General features: G+C 71.9%; 14 protein-coding genes and 1 pseudogene. 4 read left to right on the plus strand and 11 right to left on the minus strand.

The annotated features are described in order from the left end of the window. Window positions 1–209: 209 nt before the first annotated feature. Together ACWC09_RS13420 and bldG are read right to left on the minus strand one after the other, a co-directional pair. Window positions 210–641, minus strand: coding sequence for an ATP-binding protein (locus ACWC09_RS13420; protein ID WP_450850659.1), 432 nt, complete (start codon window positions 639–641; stop codon window positions 210–212). 118 nt (window positions 642–759) lie between these two features. After that, window positions 760–1,101 carry an anti-sigma factor antagonist BldG gene (gene bldG / locus ACWC09_RS13425; protein ID WP_005475923.1) on the minus strand — a complete coding sequence of 114 codons (342 nt, stop codon included), beginning with the start codon at window positions 1,099–1,101 and terminating at the stop codon, window positions 760–762. 161 nt (window positions 1,102–1,262) lie between these two features. Here bldG and ACWC09_RS13430 point away from each other — a divergent pair, with 161 nt between their 5' ends. Then, window positions 1,263–3,659, plus strand: a complete 2,397-nt coding sequence (locus ACWC09_RS13430; RefSeq protein WP_450850660.1) for a DEAD/DEAH box helicase — start codon at window positions 1,263–1,265, stop codon at window positions 3,657–3,659. Here the strand turns inward: ACWC09_RS13430 and ACWC09_RS13435 are convergent. The 7 genes and pseudogenes from ACWC09_RS13435 to ssd form a co-directional block, all read right to left on the minus strand. Then, window positions 3,601–4,077 (minus strand): Rv3654c family TadE-like protein, encoded by a 477-nt coding sequence (locus tag ACWC09_RS13435; protein WP_450850661.1) that lies wholly within the window; start codon window positions 4,075–4,077, stop codon window positions 3,601–3,603. The genes ACWC09_RS13430 and ACWC09_RS13435 overlap by 59 nt on opposite strands. Beyond that, window positions 4,074–4,439 carry a TadE family type IV pilus minor pilin gene (locus tag ACWC09_RS13440; protein WP_450850662.1) on the minus strand — a complete coding sequence of 122 codons (366 nt, stop codon included), beginning with the start codon at window positions 4,437–4,439 and terminating at the stop codon, window positions 4,074–4,076. Before ACWC09_RS13440 ends, ACWC09_RS13435 begins: the two co-directional genes overlap by 4 nt. After that, entirely contained in the window at window positions 4,426–4,635 is a 210-nt protein-coding gene (locus ACWC09_RS13445) for a DUF4244 domain-containing protein (RefSeq protein ID WP_450850775.1), read from the minus strand. The genes ACWC09_RS13440 and ACWC09_RS13445 overlap by 14 nt, the downstream gene beginning before the upstream one ends. Before the next feature lie 78 nt (window positions 4,636–4,713). After that, window positions 4,714–5,502: a type II secretion system F family protein gene (locus tag ACWC09_RS13450; protein ID WP_450850663.1), complete on the minus strand. Its 789-nt coding sequence runs from the start codon at window positions 5,500–5,502 to the stop codon at window positions 4,714–4,716. Between the two features lie 230 nt (window positions 5,503–5,732). Continuing rightward, complete coding sequence (locus tag ACWC09_RS13455) at window positions 5,733–6,599, minus strand: type II secretion system F family protein (protein WP_450850664.1); 867 nt, start codon at window positions 6,597–6,599, stop codon at window positions 5,733–5,735. Window positions 6,600–6,856: 257 nt separating this feature from the next. Continuing rightward, window positions 6,857–8,029: pseudogene (locus tag ACWC09_RS13460) on the minus strand (TadA family conjugal transfer-associated ATPase); the annotation flags it as partial. 43 nt (window positions 8,030–8,072) lie between these two features. Further along, a complete protein-coding gene (gene ssd / locus ACWC09_RS13465; protein WP_450850665.1) occupies window positions 8,073–9,179 on the minus strand; it encodes a septum site-determining protein Ssd in 1,107 nt (368 codons plus the stop codon). A gap of 575 nt (window positions 9,180–9,754) precedes the next feature. Between ssd and ACWC09_RS13470 the strand changes: the two genes are divergently transcribed. Continuing rightward, window positions 9,755–10,588 carry an HAD family hydrolase gene (locus tag ACWC09_RS13470; protein WP_450850666.1) on the plus strand — a complete coding sequence of 278 codons (834 nt, stop codon included), beginning with the start codon at window positions 9,755–9,757 and terminating at the stop codon, window positions 10,586–10,588. A 336-nt stretch (window positions 10,589–10,924) separates the two neighbouring features. Here the strand turns inward: ACWC09_RS13470 and ACWC09_RS13475 are convergent, their stop codons facing one another. Next, window positions 10,925–11,749 carry an oxidoreductase gene (locus ACWC09_RS13475; RefSeq protein ID WP_450850667.1) on the minus strand — a complete coding sequence of 275 codons (825 nt, stop codon included), beginning with the start codon at window positions 11,747–11,749 and terminating at the stop codon, window positions 10,925–10,927. Between the two features lie 101 nt (window positions 11,750–11,850). Here ACWC09_RS13475 and ACWC09_RS13480 point away from each other — a divergent pair, with 101 nt between their 5' ends. Continuing rightward, window positions 11,851–12,831 (plus strand): ATP-binding protein, encoded by a 981-nt coding sequence (locus tag ACWC09_RS13480; RefSeq protein WP_450850668.1) that lies wholly within the window; start codon window positions 11,851–11,853, stop codon window positions 12,829–12,831. Window positions 12,832–12,834: 3 nt separating this feature from the next. On the opposite strand, the gene ACWC09_RS13485 is transcribed toward ACWC09_RS13480, so the two are convergent. Beyond that, window positions 12,835–14,100, minus strand: coding sequence for a hypothetical protein (locus ACWC09_RS13485; protein ID WP_450850669.1), 1,266 nt, complete (start codon window positions 14,098–14,100; stop codon window positions 12,835–12,837). Window positions 14,101–14,436: 336 nt separating this feature from the next. Here ACWC09_RS13485 and ACWC09_RS13490 point away from each other — a divergent pair, with 336 nt between their 5' ends. Beyond that, on the plus strand, window positions 14,437–16,935 hold the full coding sequence (locus tag ACWC09_RS13490) for a bifunctional SulP family inorganic anion transporter/carbonic anhydrase (protein ID WP_450850670.1): 2,499 nt from the start codon (window positions 14,437–14,439) through the stop codon (window positions 16,933–16,935). The last annotated feature ends 140 nt before the right edge of the window (window positions 16,936–17,075 follow it).

A 17,075-nucleotide genomic window follows, 5' to 3' on the forward strand; every position in this document is an offset into this window, starting at 1 on the left:
GATCGACGTCACGCCACTGAACCCGAAAGTGGTAATGCCTCAAAAGCATTGACGCCGCCATTTACTTGATCGAATTATCGCCTGATTGATCGTGAATGAATTCACGAAATGCGGGGTGCCAGACCACTGTAGGCGCGGACGACGGGCGCGGACATGCCGAAGGGCCCTACTCGGTAGGGCCCTTCGGTACAGAAACGGACAGTCGAGGCTCAGGTGAGCACCGCGACCGGCGGTGTGGTCGGCCAAGTCATCTTGATCGACCCGCCGTTCTCCCCGGCCATCACCTCGACGTCGTCGACGAGGCCGCTGATGACCGCGAGGCCCATCTCGTCCTCCTCGGTGTCCACGTCGTCGCCCACCGAGCCGGGTGCCCGGTCGCCGGGAGCCGAACGCGGCGCCTCGTCGCCGACCTCGATGGAGAACTGCTTCTCCTCCTCGGTCAGCTTCACCTGCACCGGCGCCGTGATGCCGGCGCTCTGGTGCAGTCCGACGGCACGGGTGCAGGCCTCGCCGACGGCGAGCCTGACCTCGTCGAGGACGGCCTCGTCCACTCCGGCCCTGCGCGCCACCGCTGCCGCCACCAGTCGGGCGGTCCGGACGTGCTCGGGCAGCGCGCTGAAGCGGAGTTCAACGGTGGCCATGCATCCCCCTCGGAACTACGGGCGTGCTGTCGGGGGACCGGGCCGCCGAAAGCCCGGACCCCCTGATGGAACTTCCTCCGCCTGGGGAGCGGTCACGTCCCGCTCCATGGGGCGGTGATCAGTCGGTCGCCGCTACCGCTTCATCGACCGAGGTGTGGATCGGGAACACCTTGGTGAGGCCGGTGATGCGGAAGATCTTCAGAATGCGCTCCTGGTTGCAGACCAGGCGCAGCGAGCCCTCATGGGCACGCACCCGCTTCAGGCCGCCGACCAGCACGCCGAGCCCGGTGGAGTCGAGGAAGTCGACGCCCTCCATGTCTACGACGAGGTGGAAACTCCCGTCGTTCACCAGCTCGACCAGCTGCTCGCGCAGCTTGGGCGCGGTATATACGTCGATTTCGCCACCGACCTCGACGACCGTACGATCGCCGACGGTACGGGTCGACAGGGACAGGTCCACGGATCCTCCAGCACCTTGCTACTCGAGCGGTCGCCCCTCGGGACACCTCGGCAGAGCCCCCGGAACGGTTCGCCAGCCGCGATGGCATTCAATCACTTACGGCAGACGTGCACGACGCCTTGGTCCCATTGTCCGTCACGCCAGTGACACACTCGGTGCCGATGGCCAAGAATCACCGATCCGATCGATCTCCGACGGACCCCGTGTCCCGGCTCGCACCAGGCATGCTCCTGGACCGGCTCGCCTCCGGGCCGAGCCGGGCTTCGCGCATCACTCATACGGAGCACTTGCCCCCGCGCGAGGGTCGGCATGCCGTCTGGCCTGACCGGATTCGCTCCGAGGTCATCGCCGCCGTACAGGCCTGCGGCATCGAGCACCCCTGGGCCCACCAGGCCCTCGCCGCGGAACACGCCCTCGACGGCGACTCGGTGGTCGTCGCCACCGGTACCGCGTCCGGCAAGTCCCTGGCGTATCTCGTCCCCGTCCTCTCCACGCTCCTGGACGGCTCCGAGGCCCCGAACGGCCGCGGCGCCACCGCCCTCTACCTCGCCCCCACAAAGGCCCTGGCAGCCGACCAGTGCAGATCTGTGAAGAAACTTTCACAACCTCTGGGAAATGCGGTACGACCGGCGGTGTACGACGGCGACACCCCCTTCGAGGAGCGCGAATGGGTCCGCCAGTACGCCAACTACGTGCTCACCAACCCGGACATGCTGCACCGCGGCATACTCCCGTCCCACCCCCGCTGGTCCTCCTTCCTCAAGGCCCTGAAGTACGTCGTCATCGACGAATGCCACACCTACCGGGGCGTCTTCGGCTCCCACGTCGCCCAGGTCCTGCGCCGCCTGCGCCGCCTCTGCGCCCGCTACGGCGCCTCCCCGACCTTCCTCCTCGCCTCCGCGACCGCCGCCGAGCCCTCGGTCGCCGCACGCCGTCTGACCGGCCTCGCGGTGGTCGAGGTCGCCGACGACGCCTCACCACGCGGTGAACTGGTGTTCGCCCTCTGGGAGCCCCCGCTCACCGAGCTCCAGGGCGAGAAGGGCGCCCCGGTCCGCCGCACGGCCACCGCCGAGACCGCCGACCTCCTCACGGACCTGGCCGTCCAGGGCGTCCGCTCGGTCGCCTTCGTCCGCTCCCGGCGCGGCGCCGAGCTGATCTCGGTCATCGCCCAGGAACGCCTCGCCGAGGTCGACCGCTCCCTCGCCCGGCGCGTGGCGGCGTACCGCGGCGGCTATCTCCCGGAGGAACGCCGCGCCCTGGAACAGGCCCTCCACTCGGGCGAGTTGCTGGGCCTGGCGGCGACCACGGCCCTCGAACTCGGGATCGACGTCTCGGGCCTGGACGCGGTCCTGATCGCCGGTTACCCGGGCACGCGGGCGTCCCTGTGGCAGCAGGCGGGCCGGGCGGGCCGCGCCGGACAGGGTGCCCTTGCGATCCTGGTGGCCCGCGACGACCCCCTGGACACCTTCCTCGTCCACCACCCCGAGGCCCTCTTCGACCAGCCGGTGGAGTCGACGGTCCTGGACCCGGACAACCCGTACGTCCTCGCCCCGCACCTCTGCGCCGCCGCCGCGGAACTCCCGTTGACCGACGAGGACCTGGCGTTGTTCGGCCCGGAGACCGAGAGCCTGCTCCCCCAGCTGGAGGCCGCGAAGCTGCTGCGCCGCCGTACCAAGGCCTGGCACTGGACCCGCCGGGAGCGGGCCGCCGACCTCACCGACATCCGCGGCGAGGGCGGCCGACCGGTCCAGATCGTGGAGTCCGGCACGGGCCGCCTGCTCGGCACGGTCGACGCGGGCGCCGCGCACACGACGGTCCACGAGGGCGCGGTCCACCTCCACCAGGGCCGCACGTACCTGGTCCGCTCCCTGGACCTGGAGGACTCGGTGGCGTTGGTCGCAGAGGCGAACCCGTCCTACTCGACGGTCGCCCGCGACACCACGTCCATCTCCGTCCTGGAGACGGACACCGAAATCCCCTGGGGCGAGGGCCGGTTGTGCTACGGCTCGGTCGAAGTCACCAACCAGGTCGTCTCCTACCTCCGCCGACGTGTCATCACCGGCGAGGTCCTGGGCGAGACCAAGCTCGACCTCCCTCCTCGTACGCTGCGCACCCGCGCGGTGTGGTGGACGGTCACCGAGGACCAGCTCGACGAGGCCCGCATCAACCCCGAGATCCTCGGCGGCGCCCTGCACGCCGCCGAACACGCGTCGATCGGCATGCTGCCCCTCTTCGCGACCTGCGACCGCTGGGACATCGGCGGAGTCTCGATCCCGCTCCACCCCGACACACTCCTGCCGACCGTCTTCGTCTACGACGGCCACCCGGGCGGCGCGGGCTTCGCCGAGCGCGCCTTCCACACCGCCCGCGCCTGGCTCACCGCCACCCGCCAGGCCATCGCCTCCTGCGAGTGCGAGGCGGGGTGCCCGTCCTGCATCCAGTCCCCCAAGTGCGGCAACGGGAACGACCCGTTGCACAAGAGGGGGGCGGTGCGGTTGCTCACGGTGCTGCTGCGCGGGGCGCCGGAGGAGAAGGCAGAGGTGCGGACGGTGGGGTGACTCCTGGAGCAGGAGGGGGAATCGGTGGAGCAGCTCCGGGAGCAGGCGGGGGAAGAGGCGCCGTCGGCAGCGGTTCCGCAGGCCCCGCCCGTGCCCTGACCTCCGCCGCGAACGGCCCCCTTCCCGAGGCCGCCGTCACGTCCGAGATCTGGCCCACGACCACGCATCGCACGAGCCGCGCGGTCTGTGCCCGGGCCACCCGGTCGGCCCCGGCACAGGCCGCCGCGGTGCCGTCCGCCCAGTGGTCCGCCGCCGCGAGCGCCGCGAGATCCGCACCACCGGCCGCCCGATGCCGGACCACGACGGCCTGCCCGAGGGCCAGCACGACCCCGAAGACCACACAGAGCACGGCGATCGCACCCAGACTCCAGACGGTGGCGGAGCCGCGGTCGGAACGCCACGCCGTCGCGATCTTCATTCGCCCACCCCCACCGTCTCCTCCGCCGCCGCCACGGCCTCCTCCCGTACCTCGAAGGGCAGCCCGTGCAGCGCCGGTGGCTTCGCCACGACGACCACCCTGACCTGGTCCCTCGCCCGGCTGACCGTGACCCTCGCACCGCGCGGCGCCGCCTCTCGGGTCACTGCGACGACCGCGTCGGCCGGGTCCTGCCGGGCCGCCGCACGCGCCCCGGCCCGTGCCGCGTCCACGCACTCGATCTGCGCGGCCACCACCAGCAGCCCCCACACCAGCGCCATCGCGAACATCACCAGCACGGGCAGCACCACGGCCGACTCCGCCGTCACGAACCCCCGGTCCGCGCTCCGCCTACATCCGCGCATCGAGCGCCCGCTTCACGATGCCCTGCAACTCCGCGCTGACGGCCCCGCTCGTCACCACCTTGTAGAGGACCACCGCGAACGCCACCGCCGCGACGATCCCCATCGCGTACTCGGAGGTGACCATCCCCGCGTCCCTGCGCGCCGCCCGCGCCCTGCACACCAGGGCACACAGCCGCGCCCGTACCGCCTCGTACATCTCAACCCCCGTGAGGTTCCGTTCCATTGGTCCACTGGTCTCTTGGTCAGTCGTTGCTTCGCCGTCAGCCCGCCCCCGTCATCCACCACCCCCTCCCAGCACCCCACCCGCGAGCCCGATCACCACGGGCAGTACGCCGACCGCGATGAACGCGGGCAGGAAGCACAACCCCACCGGCACGGTGACCATGACGGCCGCCCGCCGAGCCCGTGCCGTCGCGGCGCGTGCCCCCTCGGCGCGGGCCTCTCCGGCCAGCCGCGCGACCGGCCCGGCAGCCGGGAGCCCGGACTCACCGGCCCGTTCCAGCAGCCGGGCCAGGCCGCCGGCTCCCGGCAGCGCGGCCAGCCTCCGCCAGGCCTCGGCCGGTTCACCCCCGAGCCGCACCTCCGCCGCCCCGCGCGCCAACGCGTCCCCAACGGGACCGCCCAGGGCCTCCCCCACCGCCTGCGCCGCGACGACCGGCCCGGCGCCCGCCGCGATACAGGCGGCCAACAGATCGGAGGCGAGCGGAAGTTGACGGGCCGCGTGTACCTGATCGAACACCTCCACGACAACCGCCTTCGCCTGCCTACGACGCCACCACCACAGCGCGACCCCGACGACCAGCCCCACCACAACCCCGGCGGCCCCACCGACCAGCACCCACCCGGCACCCACGACGCCCACCTCCGGCCCCCACCGCCGCACGATCTCCCGTACATCGACCCGAGGCCCGGAAGGCGTCGCCTCCACGGCAGCCACCAACCCGGCCAGCCTCCGCCGCACCCTCCGCTCCCGCCGCGCCGCCTCCAGCCCCCGCAACGCCCACGCCCCACCGAGCACGATCCCCACGGCCACCAACACCCTGTGGACAACTTCCGAGCTCACACCGACCCCCGCTCCACACCACGCCCTGTTTCCGGCGCTGTTTCCGCCTCCACGCCAAGCCCCTCCACACACGCCCCTGCGTCCACCCACACGCCTCTCTCAGACGGCCCGGCAACCGCCCTCACGCCAAGCCCCTCCACACGCCCCTCCGTCCCCACCAACTCGCCTCTCTCAGACGGCCTGGCAAACGCCTCCACGCCAAGCCCCTTCCGCCGGCCCCGCAGCCGCCCTCACGCCGTCTCCGCGCCACGCACGATCCGCATCGCCCACCACATCCCCAGCCCCTCCAACAGGCCCCCGATCACCAGGCAGCCCCACCCGGCCCCGGTGTGCAGCAGCACATGCAGAGGGTCGGCCCCCAAGGCCGCGCCCAGGGCGAGCCCCAGGACCGGGAGTCCCGCGAGCATCAGCGCCGTCGACCGAGCCCCCGCCAACTGCGCCCGCAGATCGGCACGTTGGTCCCGCTCGGCCCGCAACGCCCCTTCGAGCCGGTCGAGTCCGGCGGCGAGGCCGGCCCCCTGGTCCACCGCTACCCGCCAGCACGCGGCGAGGCCCAGCAGCCCCTCGGCGCCCGGTTGCCGCGCCGCCCCCGCGAGCGCGCCCGGTACGTCCCCGCCGAACCGCGCCGCCGCCAGCACCGTCGCCTGGGCGTCCCCGAGCCCGCCGGAGTCACGGGCGGCCCGCAGCAGCGCCTCTCCCGGTTGCCGCCCGGCCCGTACCTCCCCGGCGAGCGCCCCGCACAGCGCGATCACCGCGTCCCCACGGCGCTCCCGTGCCCGACGGGCCAGACCGGCCAACCGCACCCGCCGCAGCAACGGCACCCCGGCCGCCCCCGCGACCACCGGCACCACGGACGCCCCCAGGACGGCCAGCACCAGCCCGAGGGCCAAGGCCCACCACTCGGCCCCCAACCGCCCACGGATCCGCCGCAGTTGCCCGGCCAACTCCTGCCAGGACGGCGGCCCGGTCCCCACCGCCCCACCCCCGGCCAGCAACAACTGCGCCCGCCGCGCCCCGGAATGCCACCCGCCGAGCATCAGGGCCACCGCCCCGACACACAGCACAGCCGCCCCCACCGCGATCTGCTCCGTACCCATCACCGCGCCCTCCCGATCTCGCCCTCGTCCTCGACGCCGATCCCGACCTGACCGCCACCCGGGCTCCCGCCCTCGACACCGGCCCGGCTCCCGCCCCCGCGGCCGAGCCCGGCCCTGTCGCAGACCCGGCCGTCACCCTCGACTCCGTTTCCTGTTCCGGTCCCGGCCCCTGCGCCGGCGCCGTCTCCCGGTCCGACCCCGTTCTCAAGGCCGCCCCAGCTCCGTCCACCGCCACCGAGCCGCGCGCGACCAACTGCCCCAACTCCGAATCCGCCCTCGCCCCGGCAGCCGAGCAACCCCCGCAACCGCTCCCACCCCCGCTCCCGCACAAACGCCTCCGCTCCCCACCGCAGGGCCGGCACCGTCCGCACCAGCCCCGACGGATCCCGCTCCAGCACATGCACCTCCGCGATCCGCCGTCGCCCGGCGCGGTCCCGCACGAGATGCAGCACCACCGACAGCGCGGCCGCCAACTGGCTGTGCAGTGCTGCCCGGTCGAGCCCGGCGGCCGTACCGAGTGCCTCCAGACGGGCCGGCACATCGGCGGCCGCGTTCGCGTGGACGGTGCCGCAGCCGCCCTCGTGGCCGGTGTTGAGCGCGGCGAGCAGGTGGACGACCTCCGGTCCGCGGACCTCGCCCACGACCACGCGGTCCGGGCGCATCCGCAGCGCCTGCCGTACCAGGTCCTGGAGCGTGACGAGCCCCGCGCCCTCCTGGTTGGCGGGTCTGGTCTCCAGCCGTACGACGTGCGGATGGTCCGGCCGCAGCTCCGCCGAGTCCTCGGCGAGCACGATCCGCTCGCCGGGTCCGACCAGCCCCAACAGCGCGCTCAGCAAAGTCGTCTTGCCGGTCCCGGTCCCGCCGCTCACGACGAACGACAGCCGTGCCTCGACCAGCGCCCGCAGCACCCGGTCCCCACCCGGCGGCACCGTGCCCGCCGCGACCAGTTCGTCGAGCGTGAACGCTCGCGGCCGTACGACCCGCAGCGACAGAGAGGTGCAGCCCACGGCCACCGGCGGCAGCACCGCATGCAGCCGTGTCCCGTCGGGCAGCCGCGCGTCGACCCACGGCCGTGCGTCGTCCAGCCGCCGTCCGGCCACCGCGGCCAGTCGCTGCGCGAGGCGTCGTACGGCCGCCGTGTCCGCGAAGGAGACAGAGGTCAGCTCCAGTCCGCCGCCCCGGTCCACCCAGACCCGGTCCGGCGCCGACACCAGTACGTCGGTCACCGACGGGTCGGCGAGCAGCGGCTCCAACGGCCCGCTCCCGACCAGCTCGGACCGCAACCGCTCGGCCGCCCCGAGGACTTCGGCGTCCCCGAGCACCCGCCCCTGTTCCCGCAGCGCCTGTGCCACCCGTGCGGGCGTCGGCTCGGCCCCACTCTCGACCAGCCACTGCCGTACGCCGTCGAGGAGTCCCGGTGACGTATTCATGCCGCACCCGCCGCCACCGGACCCCGCTCCCAGAACCGCCTGTTCACGCCGCCCCCGCCTCCGTCAACGCCCGCTCCCAGAACCCCCGGCAGAACCGCGCCAGCGGTCCGCGCCCGCCCGCGCCGGGCGGCGTCCTGCCCTCGGCCGGCCGCACCAGCCCCGTCTCGACCGGCACCTCGCCGGCCAGTGGCAGGCCGAGCAGTCGGGCCACCTCGCGGTCATCGAGGCCGGGGGCGTACGGCCCTCGTACCGCCACCCGTAGATCCCGCAGGACCATCCCCACGGCCGAGGCAACCCGCCCGGCCGCCGCGACCGCGCGCAGCTCGCCGGGGACCACCAGGAGGCCCAGGTCGAGCTGGGCGAGGGCCTCGGCGACGCCGTCGTCGATGCGGCGGGGCAGGTCCACGACGACCGTGCCGTCGCGGCGGCGGGCCGCGGCCAATACCGCCCGGACGGCCTGGGGCGGGATGGCGACGCAGTCCCCGCGGTCCCAGCTCAGGACGCGCAGGGAATGCAGTTCGGGGAGGGACTCCTCCAGAGCTCCGCCTCCCACCCGCCCGCGCGAGGCGGCGAAGGCCGGCCAGCGCAGGCCCTCCGCGGTCTCGCCGCCGAGGAGTACGTCGAGTCCGCCGCCCAGGGGATCGGCGTCCACGAGCAGGGTGCGCAGCCCCTGGCGCGCGGAGGTGACGGCAAGGGCGCACGCAAGCGTGGACGCCCCGGCCCCGCCGCGACCGCCGATGACGCCCACGGTGAGGGCGGGGCGGCCGACGCCCTCGGCCACGTCGGCGATGCGGTCGACCAGCCACTGCTCCCCGTCGGGCAGCATCAGGACATGGTCGGCGCCGATCTCGACGGCCCGGCGCCAGACCCCGGAGTCGTCCTGGTCGCGGCCGACCAGCACCACCCCTCGTCTGCGCGCGGCCCCGCGCACCCGGCGCGCCGCGTCGTCGCCGACCAGGACGAGCGGTGCGGCCTCCCAGCCCCCTGTGCGCACCGAAGGATGCACCTCCGGTGTCACTCCGGCCGCGGCGCACAGGCGCAGCAGGTCGTCCAGAAGGTCCGGGTCCTCCGTGACGATCAGTGGTCCGGCCTGCCGCCCCGAGGCGGCGGGCGGTGGTTCGTGTGTGACGGCTCCGGCCACGGTCTCCATCCCCCTTCGCTGCTTCCTCTCGCGCGGCCCCTGCGGCCCCGCGATTCCCAAACGTGTGAAGAACCGGCAATCGGCCTCCATATGAGCGGCCGATAGGAACCGGCCAAACCGCCCGGCAAACCGGAACCGGTCATGAACTCGGCCCGAGCGGGACGCGCTGGAATCACGGTGCAGCGGCGCCGGAAATCATGTGGATCTTGGTCGATAACTGTGGACAACTCGACGGTTGTGAATATCGCCGTCACCCATACCGGTGGGCCCTGTGCCGACCCTCGCGCGACTTCCACAGAGGCACCCAACGGCTACACACGGTGACGGATCATGGACATGTGAAAGGGGCGGCCTCAGCCGCCTGCGCACGGCCACATCACCGCGTCGATAAAGGGAAAAACCCACCCGGACATGCGACGACCCCCGCCGGGGGGGAGAGCGGGGGTCGTCTCCACGGCCGACTCGGGGGGGGAGGAGCCGGACCGGGTTAGCACGGTCGCGAACGATCCGTGACTTCCATGGTGTACCCGAGAGCCCTCTCAGGCAAACCCACGCGCCCACCTTACGCCGAATGGGCTCCCCCTATGCTCGGGGCTGTGGAAAACCAGTCGTTGCCCCGCACAGCCGCCTTCTTCGACCTGGACAAGACGGTCATTGCGAAGTCGAGCACGCTCACCTTCGGCAAGTCCTTCTACCAAGGCGGACTGATCAACCGCAGGGCCGCCTTGCGTACCGCATATGCCCAGTTCGTCTTCCTCGTCGGCGGCATGGACCACGACCAGATGGAGCGGACGCGCGAGTACCTCTCCCAGCTCGTCCGCGGCTGGAACGTCCAGCATGTGAAGGAGATCGTCGCCGAGACCCTGCACGACCTGATCGATCCGATCATCTACGACGAGGCCGCCTCCCTCATCGAGGAGCACCACAACGCCGGCCGCGACGTCGTCATCGTGTCGACCTCGGGCGCCGAAGTGGTCGAGCCCATCGGCGAGTTGCTGGGTGCGGACCAGGTGGTGGCGACCCGCATGGTGGTGGGCGACGACGGCTGCTACACGGGCGAGGTGGAGTACTACGCGTACGGCCCCACCAAGGGGGAGGCGATCAGGGAGCTGGCCGAGTCCGAGGGGTACGACCTCGAACGCTGCTACGCCTACAGCGACTCGGCGACCGATCTGCCGATGCTGCAGTCGGTCGGCCATCCGCACGCCGTGAACCCGGACCGGACACTGCGCCGCGAGGCACTCGCGCGCGGGTGGCCGATTCTCGATTTCCACCGTCCGGTCCGGCTCAAGCAGCGGTTCCCCTCGTTCTCCGTGCCGCCCCGTCCGGCCCTGGTCGCGGCCGCCGCGATAGGTGCCGCGGCGGCCACTGCGGGCCTCGTCTGGTACGCGAGTCGGCGCCGAACGACAGACCTCTGACCGTTTCACACCTTTTGATAGCAAAAGTAAAGAAGCGTAGGCAGGGGTTTCGCTTCCTCCGGTCTGGGAGTACAAAGGTTTTAACGGCCCGCGAGACCGAGGACATCCGAGAGGATCACCTTAATAACGCATTTGGCCCCACGGACCGAGCATGAACACCGAGCACCCACGCGACGTCGACCCGTCGATTACGGGCCAGCCGCACCAGGTGACGGGCAAAGTTCCCGACCTGATGGGCAACATATCGAGGACGCTTGGTAACCCGGTGAACATGCCAGCGGCGGTACGAGGATTCGTACCGCCGCATCCCTTTTCCGGAGTCGTCCTCGGGTTCTTCTAAGCGGCCCCGCGCTGGAGCGCCTCACAGACCGCCGTCGACTCGCGCACGCCCAGCTCGACCGCCCTGCCACAGTGCGCGATCCAGGCCGCCATGCCCTCCGGCGTGCCGGAGACATACCCGTCGAGCGCAGCCAGATAGGCCGCGCGGCCCAGTTCGGCGTGGCCGACCTCGGCCGGGCAGACGGACTTCGGGTCCAGGCCGCTGCCCACCAGGACGATGCGCTCGGCGGTGCGCGCGATCAGGCCGTTGTGGGAGGAGAAGGGGCGCAGCGCGAGGAGTTCGCCGTGGACGACGGCGGCCGTCACCAGGGCGGGGGCGGAGCTGCCCGCGATGATCAGCTCGGACAGGCCCTCCAGTCGGCCGTGCACCTCGTCGGCGCCCGGCAGCGGCAGCTCGATCAGCGGTTCGTCGACCGGCTCGCCCGCCTGCCGCGGCCGTCCGACCTCGTCGCCCTTGGTCGCCGCGGCCACCAGGTGCAGCCGGGCCAGCACCCGCAGCGGCGACTGGCGCCAGATGGACAGCAGCTGGCCGGCCTCGGCGGTGAGCCGCAGGGCCGCGCCCATCACGCGCGCGTCGTCGTCACCGCTGAAGTCGGTCCGCCTGCGCACCTCTTCGAGGGCCCAGTCGGCGCCGGAGAGCGCGGCGGAGCCGCGGGCGCCCCGGAGCGCCGCCTCGGAGGTGATCTCGTTGCTGCGGCGCCGCATCACCCGGTGCCCGTAGACCCGGTCCACGGCCTTGCGCACGGACTCCACGGACTCGGCCACACCGGGCAGCGAACCCAGGGCGGCGAGCGGATCGGCGGTCGCGCCTGTCGTACTCATGAGTACGACACTAGCCACCTCACAGGGGTGCCCCACGAATGAGTGGTCTTCTTCACGCGCGCCTGCGACGTACAGCTATCGCGCGACTACCCTTCGTGAATATGAAAATTGCTTTCGTCGGGAAGGGCGGCAGCGGCAAGACCACCCTGTCCTCCCTGTTCATCCGCCATCTCGCCGCCGTCGGCGCACCCGTCGTCGCGGTCGACGCGGACATCAACCAGCACCTGGGGCCCGCGCTCGGGCTCGACGAGGCGGAGGCCGCCGCGCTGCCCGCGATGGGCGACCGGCTGCCGCTGATCAAGGACTATCTGCGCGGCTCCAACCCGCGTATCGCCTCCGCCGAGACGATGATCAAGACCACCCCGCCCGGCGAGGGCTCGCGGCTGCTGCGGGTGTGCGAGGACAACCCGGTCTACGACGCCTGTGCTCGGCCGGTGGAACTCGACGGCGGTGCCGTCCGTTTGATGGCCACCGGCCCTTTCACCGACGCGGATCTCGGGGTCGCCTGCTACCACTCCAAGACGGGAGCGGTGGAGCTGTGCCTGAACCACCTGGTGGACGGGCACGGCGAGTACGTCGTGGTGGACATGACGGCGGGCTCGGACTCCTTCGCCTCCGGCATGTTCACCCGCTTCGACATCACGTTCCTGGTGGCCGAGCCGACCCGGAAGGGGGTCTCCGTCTATCGCCAGTACAAGGAGTACGCACGTGACTTCGGCGTCGTCCTCAAGGTCGTCGGCAACAAGGTGCAGGGCCGGGACGACCTCGACTTCCTGCGCGCCGAGGTCGGCGACGACCTGCTGGTGACCGTTGGGCACTCGGACTGGGTGCGCGCCATGGAGAAGGGCCGGCCGCCCCGGTTCGAGCTCCTGGAGGACGCCAACCGCCGTGCCCTGCGCACCCTTCAGGTCGCCGCGGACGCGACGTACGAGTTGCGCGACTGGGAGGGCTACACCCGCCAGATGGTCCACTTCCATCTGAAGAACGCCGACTCCTGGGGCAACGCACGCACCGGGGCCGACCTGGCGGCGCAGGTCGACCCCGGGTTCGTGCTCGGCGAGGGCGTCATCACCCCGGTGTGACGGCTACCGCTTGGCCGCCGGCGCCCCGGGCACGCCCTTCGGTGCCGGGGCCGGGCTGCCGGCGAGGAAGGACTCCCAGCCCTGCTTCGGGGCCTCGCCGACGTCCAGGGTGCGCAGCTTCGCCAGGACCTGCGGGTCCTGGGCGTCCAGCCAGTCGGCCAGCTGGTGGAAGGAGACGCAGCGCACGTCGGGCTTGTTGCAGACGTTCTCGACGACCTCGTCGACAGCCCGCATATAGGTGCCGCCGTTCCAGGACTCGAAGTGGTTGCCGATGACCAGGGGTGCACGGTTGCCGTCGTAGGCCCGCTGGAAGCCTTTGAGCAGGCCGTCCCGCATCTGGTCGCCCCAGTAGTCGTACCTGTCGGGGTCGCCCTGCGTCAGGGTGCCGGACTGGTTGACCATGAAGTTGTAGTCCATGGTGAGCTGCTCGTAGGAGTGGCCCGGGAAGGGCACGAGCTGCATCGACAGGTCCCACAGGCCGTAGCGCTTCTTGGGCCAGACCTGTTCGTTGACCCCGCTGGTGTCGTAGCGGAAGCCGAGCCCGCTCGCCGCCTTCATGAAGTTCGTCTGGCCCTCGAGGCAGGGTGTGCGGGCGCCGATGAGCTCCTTGTCGTAGTCGAAGGGCAGTGGGGCCGCCTTCTTCATCCCGGCGTTGGTCTTCCAGGACTTCACGAACTGCTTCGCCTGGGAGATCTCGTCCTTCCAGTCGTCGACCGACCACTCGCCGACGCCGCCGTCCTTGCCGCAGAAATGGCCGTTGAAATGGGTGCCGATCTCGTTGCCCTCCAGCCACGCCAGGCGCAGCTGCTTCACGGTGTCGGCGATGCCCTTCTCGTCGTTGAAGCCGATGTCGGAGCGGCCCGGCGAGTGCTGCGGCGGCTTGTACAGGTCGCGCTTGTCCTCCGGCAGCATGTACACGCCGCTGAGGAAGTACGTCATCGTCGCGTGGTTGGCCTTGGAGACCTTGCGGAAGTGGGAGAACAGCTTCTGGCTGTCCTCGCCCGCGCCGTCCCAGGAGAAGACGACGAACTGCGGGGGCTTCTGACCGGCCTTGAGCCGCTCGGGTCTGGGCAGGTGGGGCTGTGCTCCGGTGTACGAGGTGGAGCCGTCGCCGATCAGGCGGACCACGTTCTTCGGTGCCTGCTTGGCCTGCTGCGGACCGGCGGCACCTGCCTTGGAGCCGTTGGAGCCGATCCCGCAACCGGCGAGTGAGGCGGCACACGTCGCGGCGACCACTGCGCCCGCGGCGATCCTCTGGGTGGCGGCCATATTCCGCCCACCTTCTTCCTTCTCTCAGGCCAACGCCGATGAGGGCGTTTTTCGGTGATGCGCCGGGAGGGCCCGACAGCGCCGCCAAGGTCGCATGGGACCGAGAAGGAATTAGTACGACAAGCCGATGAAATACCTGCTTCATCCATCCAGGTGATTCGATGCTCCATTTGCCAGAAAAATCCATGCCTGACCTTTACTCTGGATTACGATTCATTTACCGAGCGTTGATTTCATCCCGCCGCTGCACGCCGTGACCCACGGCCGCGACCGACCCCGCCACCTCGACGGGGACCACCTGTTCCGCGACCGCGCCGCCCGGAGGAGACGGGAAACATGTCAGCCTGCGCACCCACCCGCGCCACCGACCCCACTCGGACAGAGCGCACGCATCACCCCCACAGCCCACCGCCGACCCCGCACCGCCGCTTCCGGCTCGAAGGTGCCGACGTGTCGGCCTCCGTCGCGGTCTTCCTGATCGCCCTCCCCCTGTCCCTCGGCATCGCCCTCGCCACCGGCGCCCCGCTCCAGGCCGGCCTGGTCGCGGCGGCGGTCGGCGGACTGGTCGCCGGACGCCTCGGCGGCTCCCCGCTCCAGGTCAGCGGCCCCGCCGCGGGGCTCACGGTCGTCACCGCCGACCTCATCCACCGCTACGGATGGCGTACGACCTGTGCCATCACGGTCCTCGCCGGCCTCGCCCAACTCGGCCTCGGCTGCCTGCGCGTGGCCCGTACCGCGCTCGCCGTCAGCCCCGCCATCGTGCACGGCATGCTCGCCGGCATCGGCGTCACCATCGCCGTCGCCCAGCTGCACATCGTCCTCGGCGGCACCCCGCAGAGCTCCGTCCTCGCCAACCTCCGCGCCCTGCCCGCCCAGTTGGCGAACCTGCACCCGGCCTCGGTGACCGTCAGCGTGCTCACGCTGACCGTGCTGCTGCTCTGGCCGCGCATCCCCGGCCGGGCGGGACAGCTCCTGCGCAAGGTCCCGTCCGCCCTCGTCGCCGTCAGCGGCGCCACCGCGGCCGCCTCCCTCGCCGGTCTCGGCGTGCCCAAGGTCGACCTGCCGTCCTGGAGCAGCCATGCCCTGGCGGGACTTCCCGAGGGGCCGGTGCTCGGTCTGACCGCCGCCGTACTCACCACCACCCTCGTCTGCAGCGTGCAGTCGCTGCTCGGCGCGGTCGCCGTCGACAAGATGGCGGCCGCGCGGCCAGGCCTGACCGTCCGCGTCGGCCGCTCCGACCTGAACCGCGAACTCCTCGGTCAGGGCGCCGCCAACATCGTCTCCGGCGCGCTCGGCGGACTGCCGGTCGCGGGGGTGGCGGTGAGAAGTTCGGCGAATGTGAACGCGGGTGCCGTGAGCCGGAACTCCACGATGCTGCACGGCGTTCTCGTAGTGGTCGCGGCGCTGCTGATGGTCCCGGTCCTGGAGCTCATCCCGCTCGCCTCGCTCGCCGCCCTGGTGATGGCCGTCGGCATCCAGATGGTGTCCCTGCACCACATCCGCACGGTGACCCGCCACCGAGAAGTGCTGGTGTACGCCGTCACCACACTCGGCGTGGTGATCTTCGGCGTCCTGGAGGGCGTGACGCTGGGGATCGCCGTGGCCGTCGCCGTCGCCATGCACCGCCTCGCCCGCACCCGTATCACCCACGACGAGCAGGAAGGAGCCCATCACATCCATGTCCGGGGCCAGTTGACCTTCCTCGCGGTGCCACGGCTCAGCCGGACCCTGCATCTCGTACCCCAAGGCGCCCACGCCGTGGTGGAGTTGGACGGTTCGTTCATGGACCACGCGGCGTACGAGTCACTGCAGGACTGGCAGAACACGCACACCGCGCAGGGCGGGACCGTCGAGCTGACGGGGCGCCGCGCGGGAGTGAGTGCCGCCGGGCCGGCGCCCGGCGCCGACGGCCTCTCCGGCTCCGCGACCGGGGTCACCCCTGCCGACCCCGAACCGGGTCCCGCGCCCGGGGCGAGCGACCCGACGGCCACCGTGGGCTGCCGCTGCCGCCCCTGGACACCCTGGCGCAACCACCAGTGCGAGCGCCCGCAGCCGGCCCCGCCCGCCGGCCACCCCGGTGCGCCGACAAGCCCGAGCAGCACCGGCAGCCCCGGCAGCCCCGGAAAGCGCACGGGCCCCGGCCGGCCCAACGGCCCTGGCGGCCCCGGTGGCCGTGAACTGGCGCGCGGCATCAGCGCGTTCCAGCGCAACACCGCACCCCTCGTGCGGGGCGAGCTGGCCCGGCTGGCCCGGGAGGGTCAGCGGCCCTCCCAGCTCTTCCTCACCTGCGCCGACTCGCGGCTCGTCACCTCGATGATCACCTCCAGTGGTCCCGGCGACCTGTTCGTGGTGCGCAACGTGGGCAACCTCGTCCCCCTGCCCGGTGAAGAGAGCGGCGACGACTCGGTGGCGGCCGCGATCGAGTACGCGGTGGACGTGCTGAAGGTGCGGTCCATCACGGTGTGCGGGCACTCCGGGTGCGGGGCCATGCAGGCACTGCTCAACTCCGAGCCCGGCGGCGCCCGGACACCGCTCGAGCGGTGGCTGCGGCACGGGCTGCCGAGCCTGGAGCGCATGGCCGACGCCGGCAGACCATGGGCCCGGCTGGCCGGCCGCGCACCCGCCGACGCGGTCGAGCAGCTGTGTCTGACCAACGTGGTCCAGCAGTTGGAGCACCTGCGCGCGCACGACTCGGTGGCGCGGGCGCTGCGGGACGGGGCGCTGGAGCTGCACGGGATGTACTTCCACGTGGGTGAGGCGCAGGCGTATCTGCTCGGCGAGGCGGAGCAGGAGCAGGTGTTCGACCACGTACGGGCGGCGGACCAACCGGCCTGACCGACCCGAACGACCCGGCCAACCGGCCAACCGGCCAGCCCGGACAACCCGGCCGAGCTCCCCGTCGGCGGCCGACCCCGTAGGTCTCGGGTCGGCCGCTCGCGACGCGCCGGCCCCTGTCTAGCGGACGGACTCCGGCT

It is taken from the genome of Streptomyces sp. NPDC001617 (assembly GCF_053596855.1).

What these genes read in the sequence shown, in the direction of transcription:
- ACWC09_RS13420 (WP_450850659.1), bottom strand. Translation starts at nt 641, where the DNA reads ATGGCCACCGTTGAACTCCGCTTCAGCGCGCTGCCCGAGCACGTCCGG.
- ACWC09_RS13430 (WP_450850660.1), top strand. Translation starts at nt 1,263, where the DNA reads ATGGCCAAGAATCACCGATCCGATCGATCTCCGACGGACCCCGTGTCC.
- ACWC09_RS13435 (WP_450850661.1), bottom strand. Translation starts at nt 4,077, where the DNA reads ATGAAGATCGCGACGGCGTGGCGTTCCGACCGCGGCTCCGCCACCGTC.
- ACWC09_RS13440 (WP_450850662.1), bottom strand. Translation starts at nt 4,439, where the DNA reads ATGCGCGGATGTAGGCGGAGCGCGGACCGGGGGTTCGTGACGGCGGAG.
- ACWC09_RS13445 (WP_450850775.1), bottom strand. Translation starts at nt 4,635, where the DNA reads ATGTACGAGGCGGTACGGGCGCGGCTGTGTGCCCTGGTGTGCAGGGCG.
- ACWC09_RS13455 (WP_450850664.1), bottom strand. Translation starts at nt 6,599, where the DNA reads ATGGGTACGGAGCAGATCGCGGTGGGGGCGGCTGTGCTGTGTGTCGGG.
- ssd (WP_450850665.1), bottom strand. Translation starts at nt 9,179, where the DNA reads ATGGAGACCGTGGCCGGAGCCGTCACACACGAACCACCGCCCGCCGCC.
- ACWC09_RS13470 (WP_450850666.1), top strand. Translation starts at nt 9,755, where the DNA reads ATGCTCGGGGCTGTGGAAAACCAGTCGTTGCCCCGCACAGCCGCCTTC.
- ACWC09_RS13475 (WP_450850667.1), bottom strand. Translation starts at nt 11,749, where the DNA reads ATGAGTACGACAGGCGCGACCGCCGATCCGCTCGCCGCCCTGGGTTCG.
- ACWC09_RS13480 (WP_450850668.1), top strand. Translation starts at nt 11,851, where the DNA reads ATGAAAATTGCTTTCGTCGGGAAGGGCGGCAGCGGCAAGACCACCCTG.
- ACWC09_RS13485 (WP_450850669.1), bottom strand. Translation starts at nt 14,100, where the DNA reads ATGGCCGCCACCCAGAGGATCGCCGCGGGCGCAGTGGTCGCCGCGACG.
- ACWC09_RS13490 (WP_450850670.1), top strand. Translation starts at nt 14,437, where the DNA reads ATGTCAGCCTGCGCACCCACCCGCGCCACCGACCCCACTCGGACAGAG.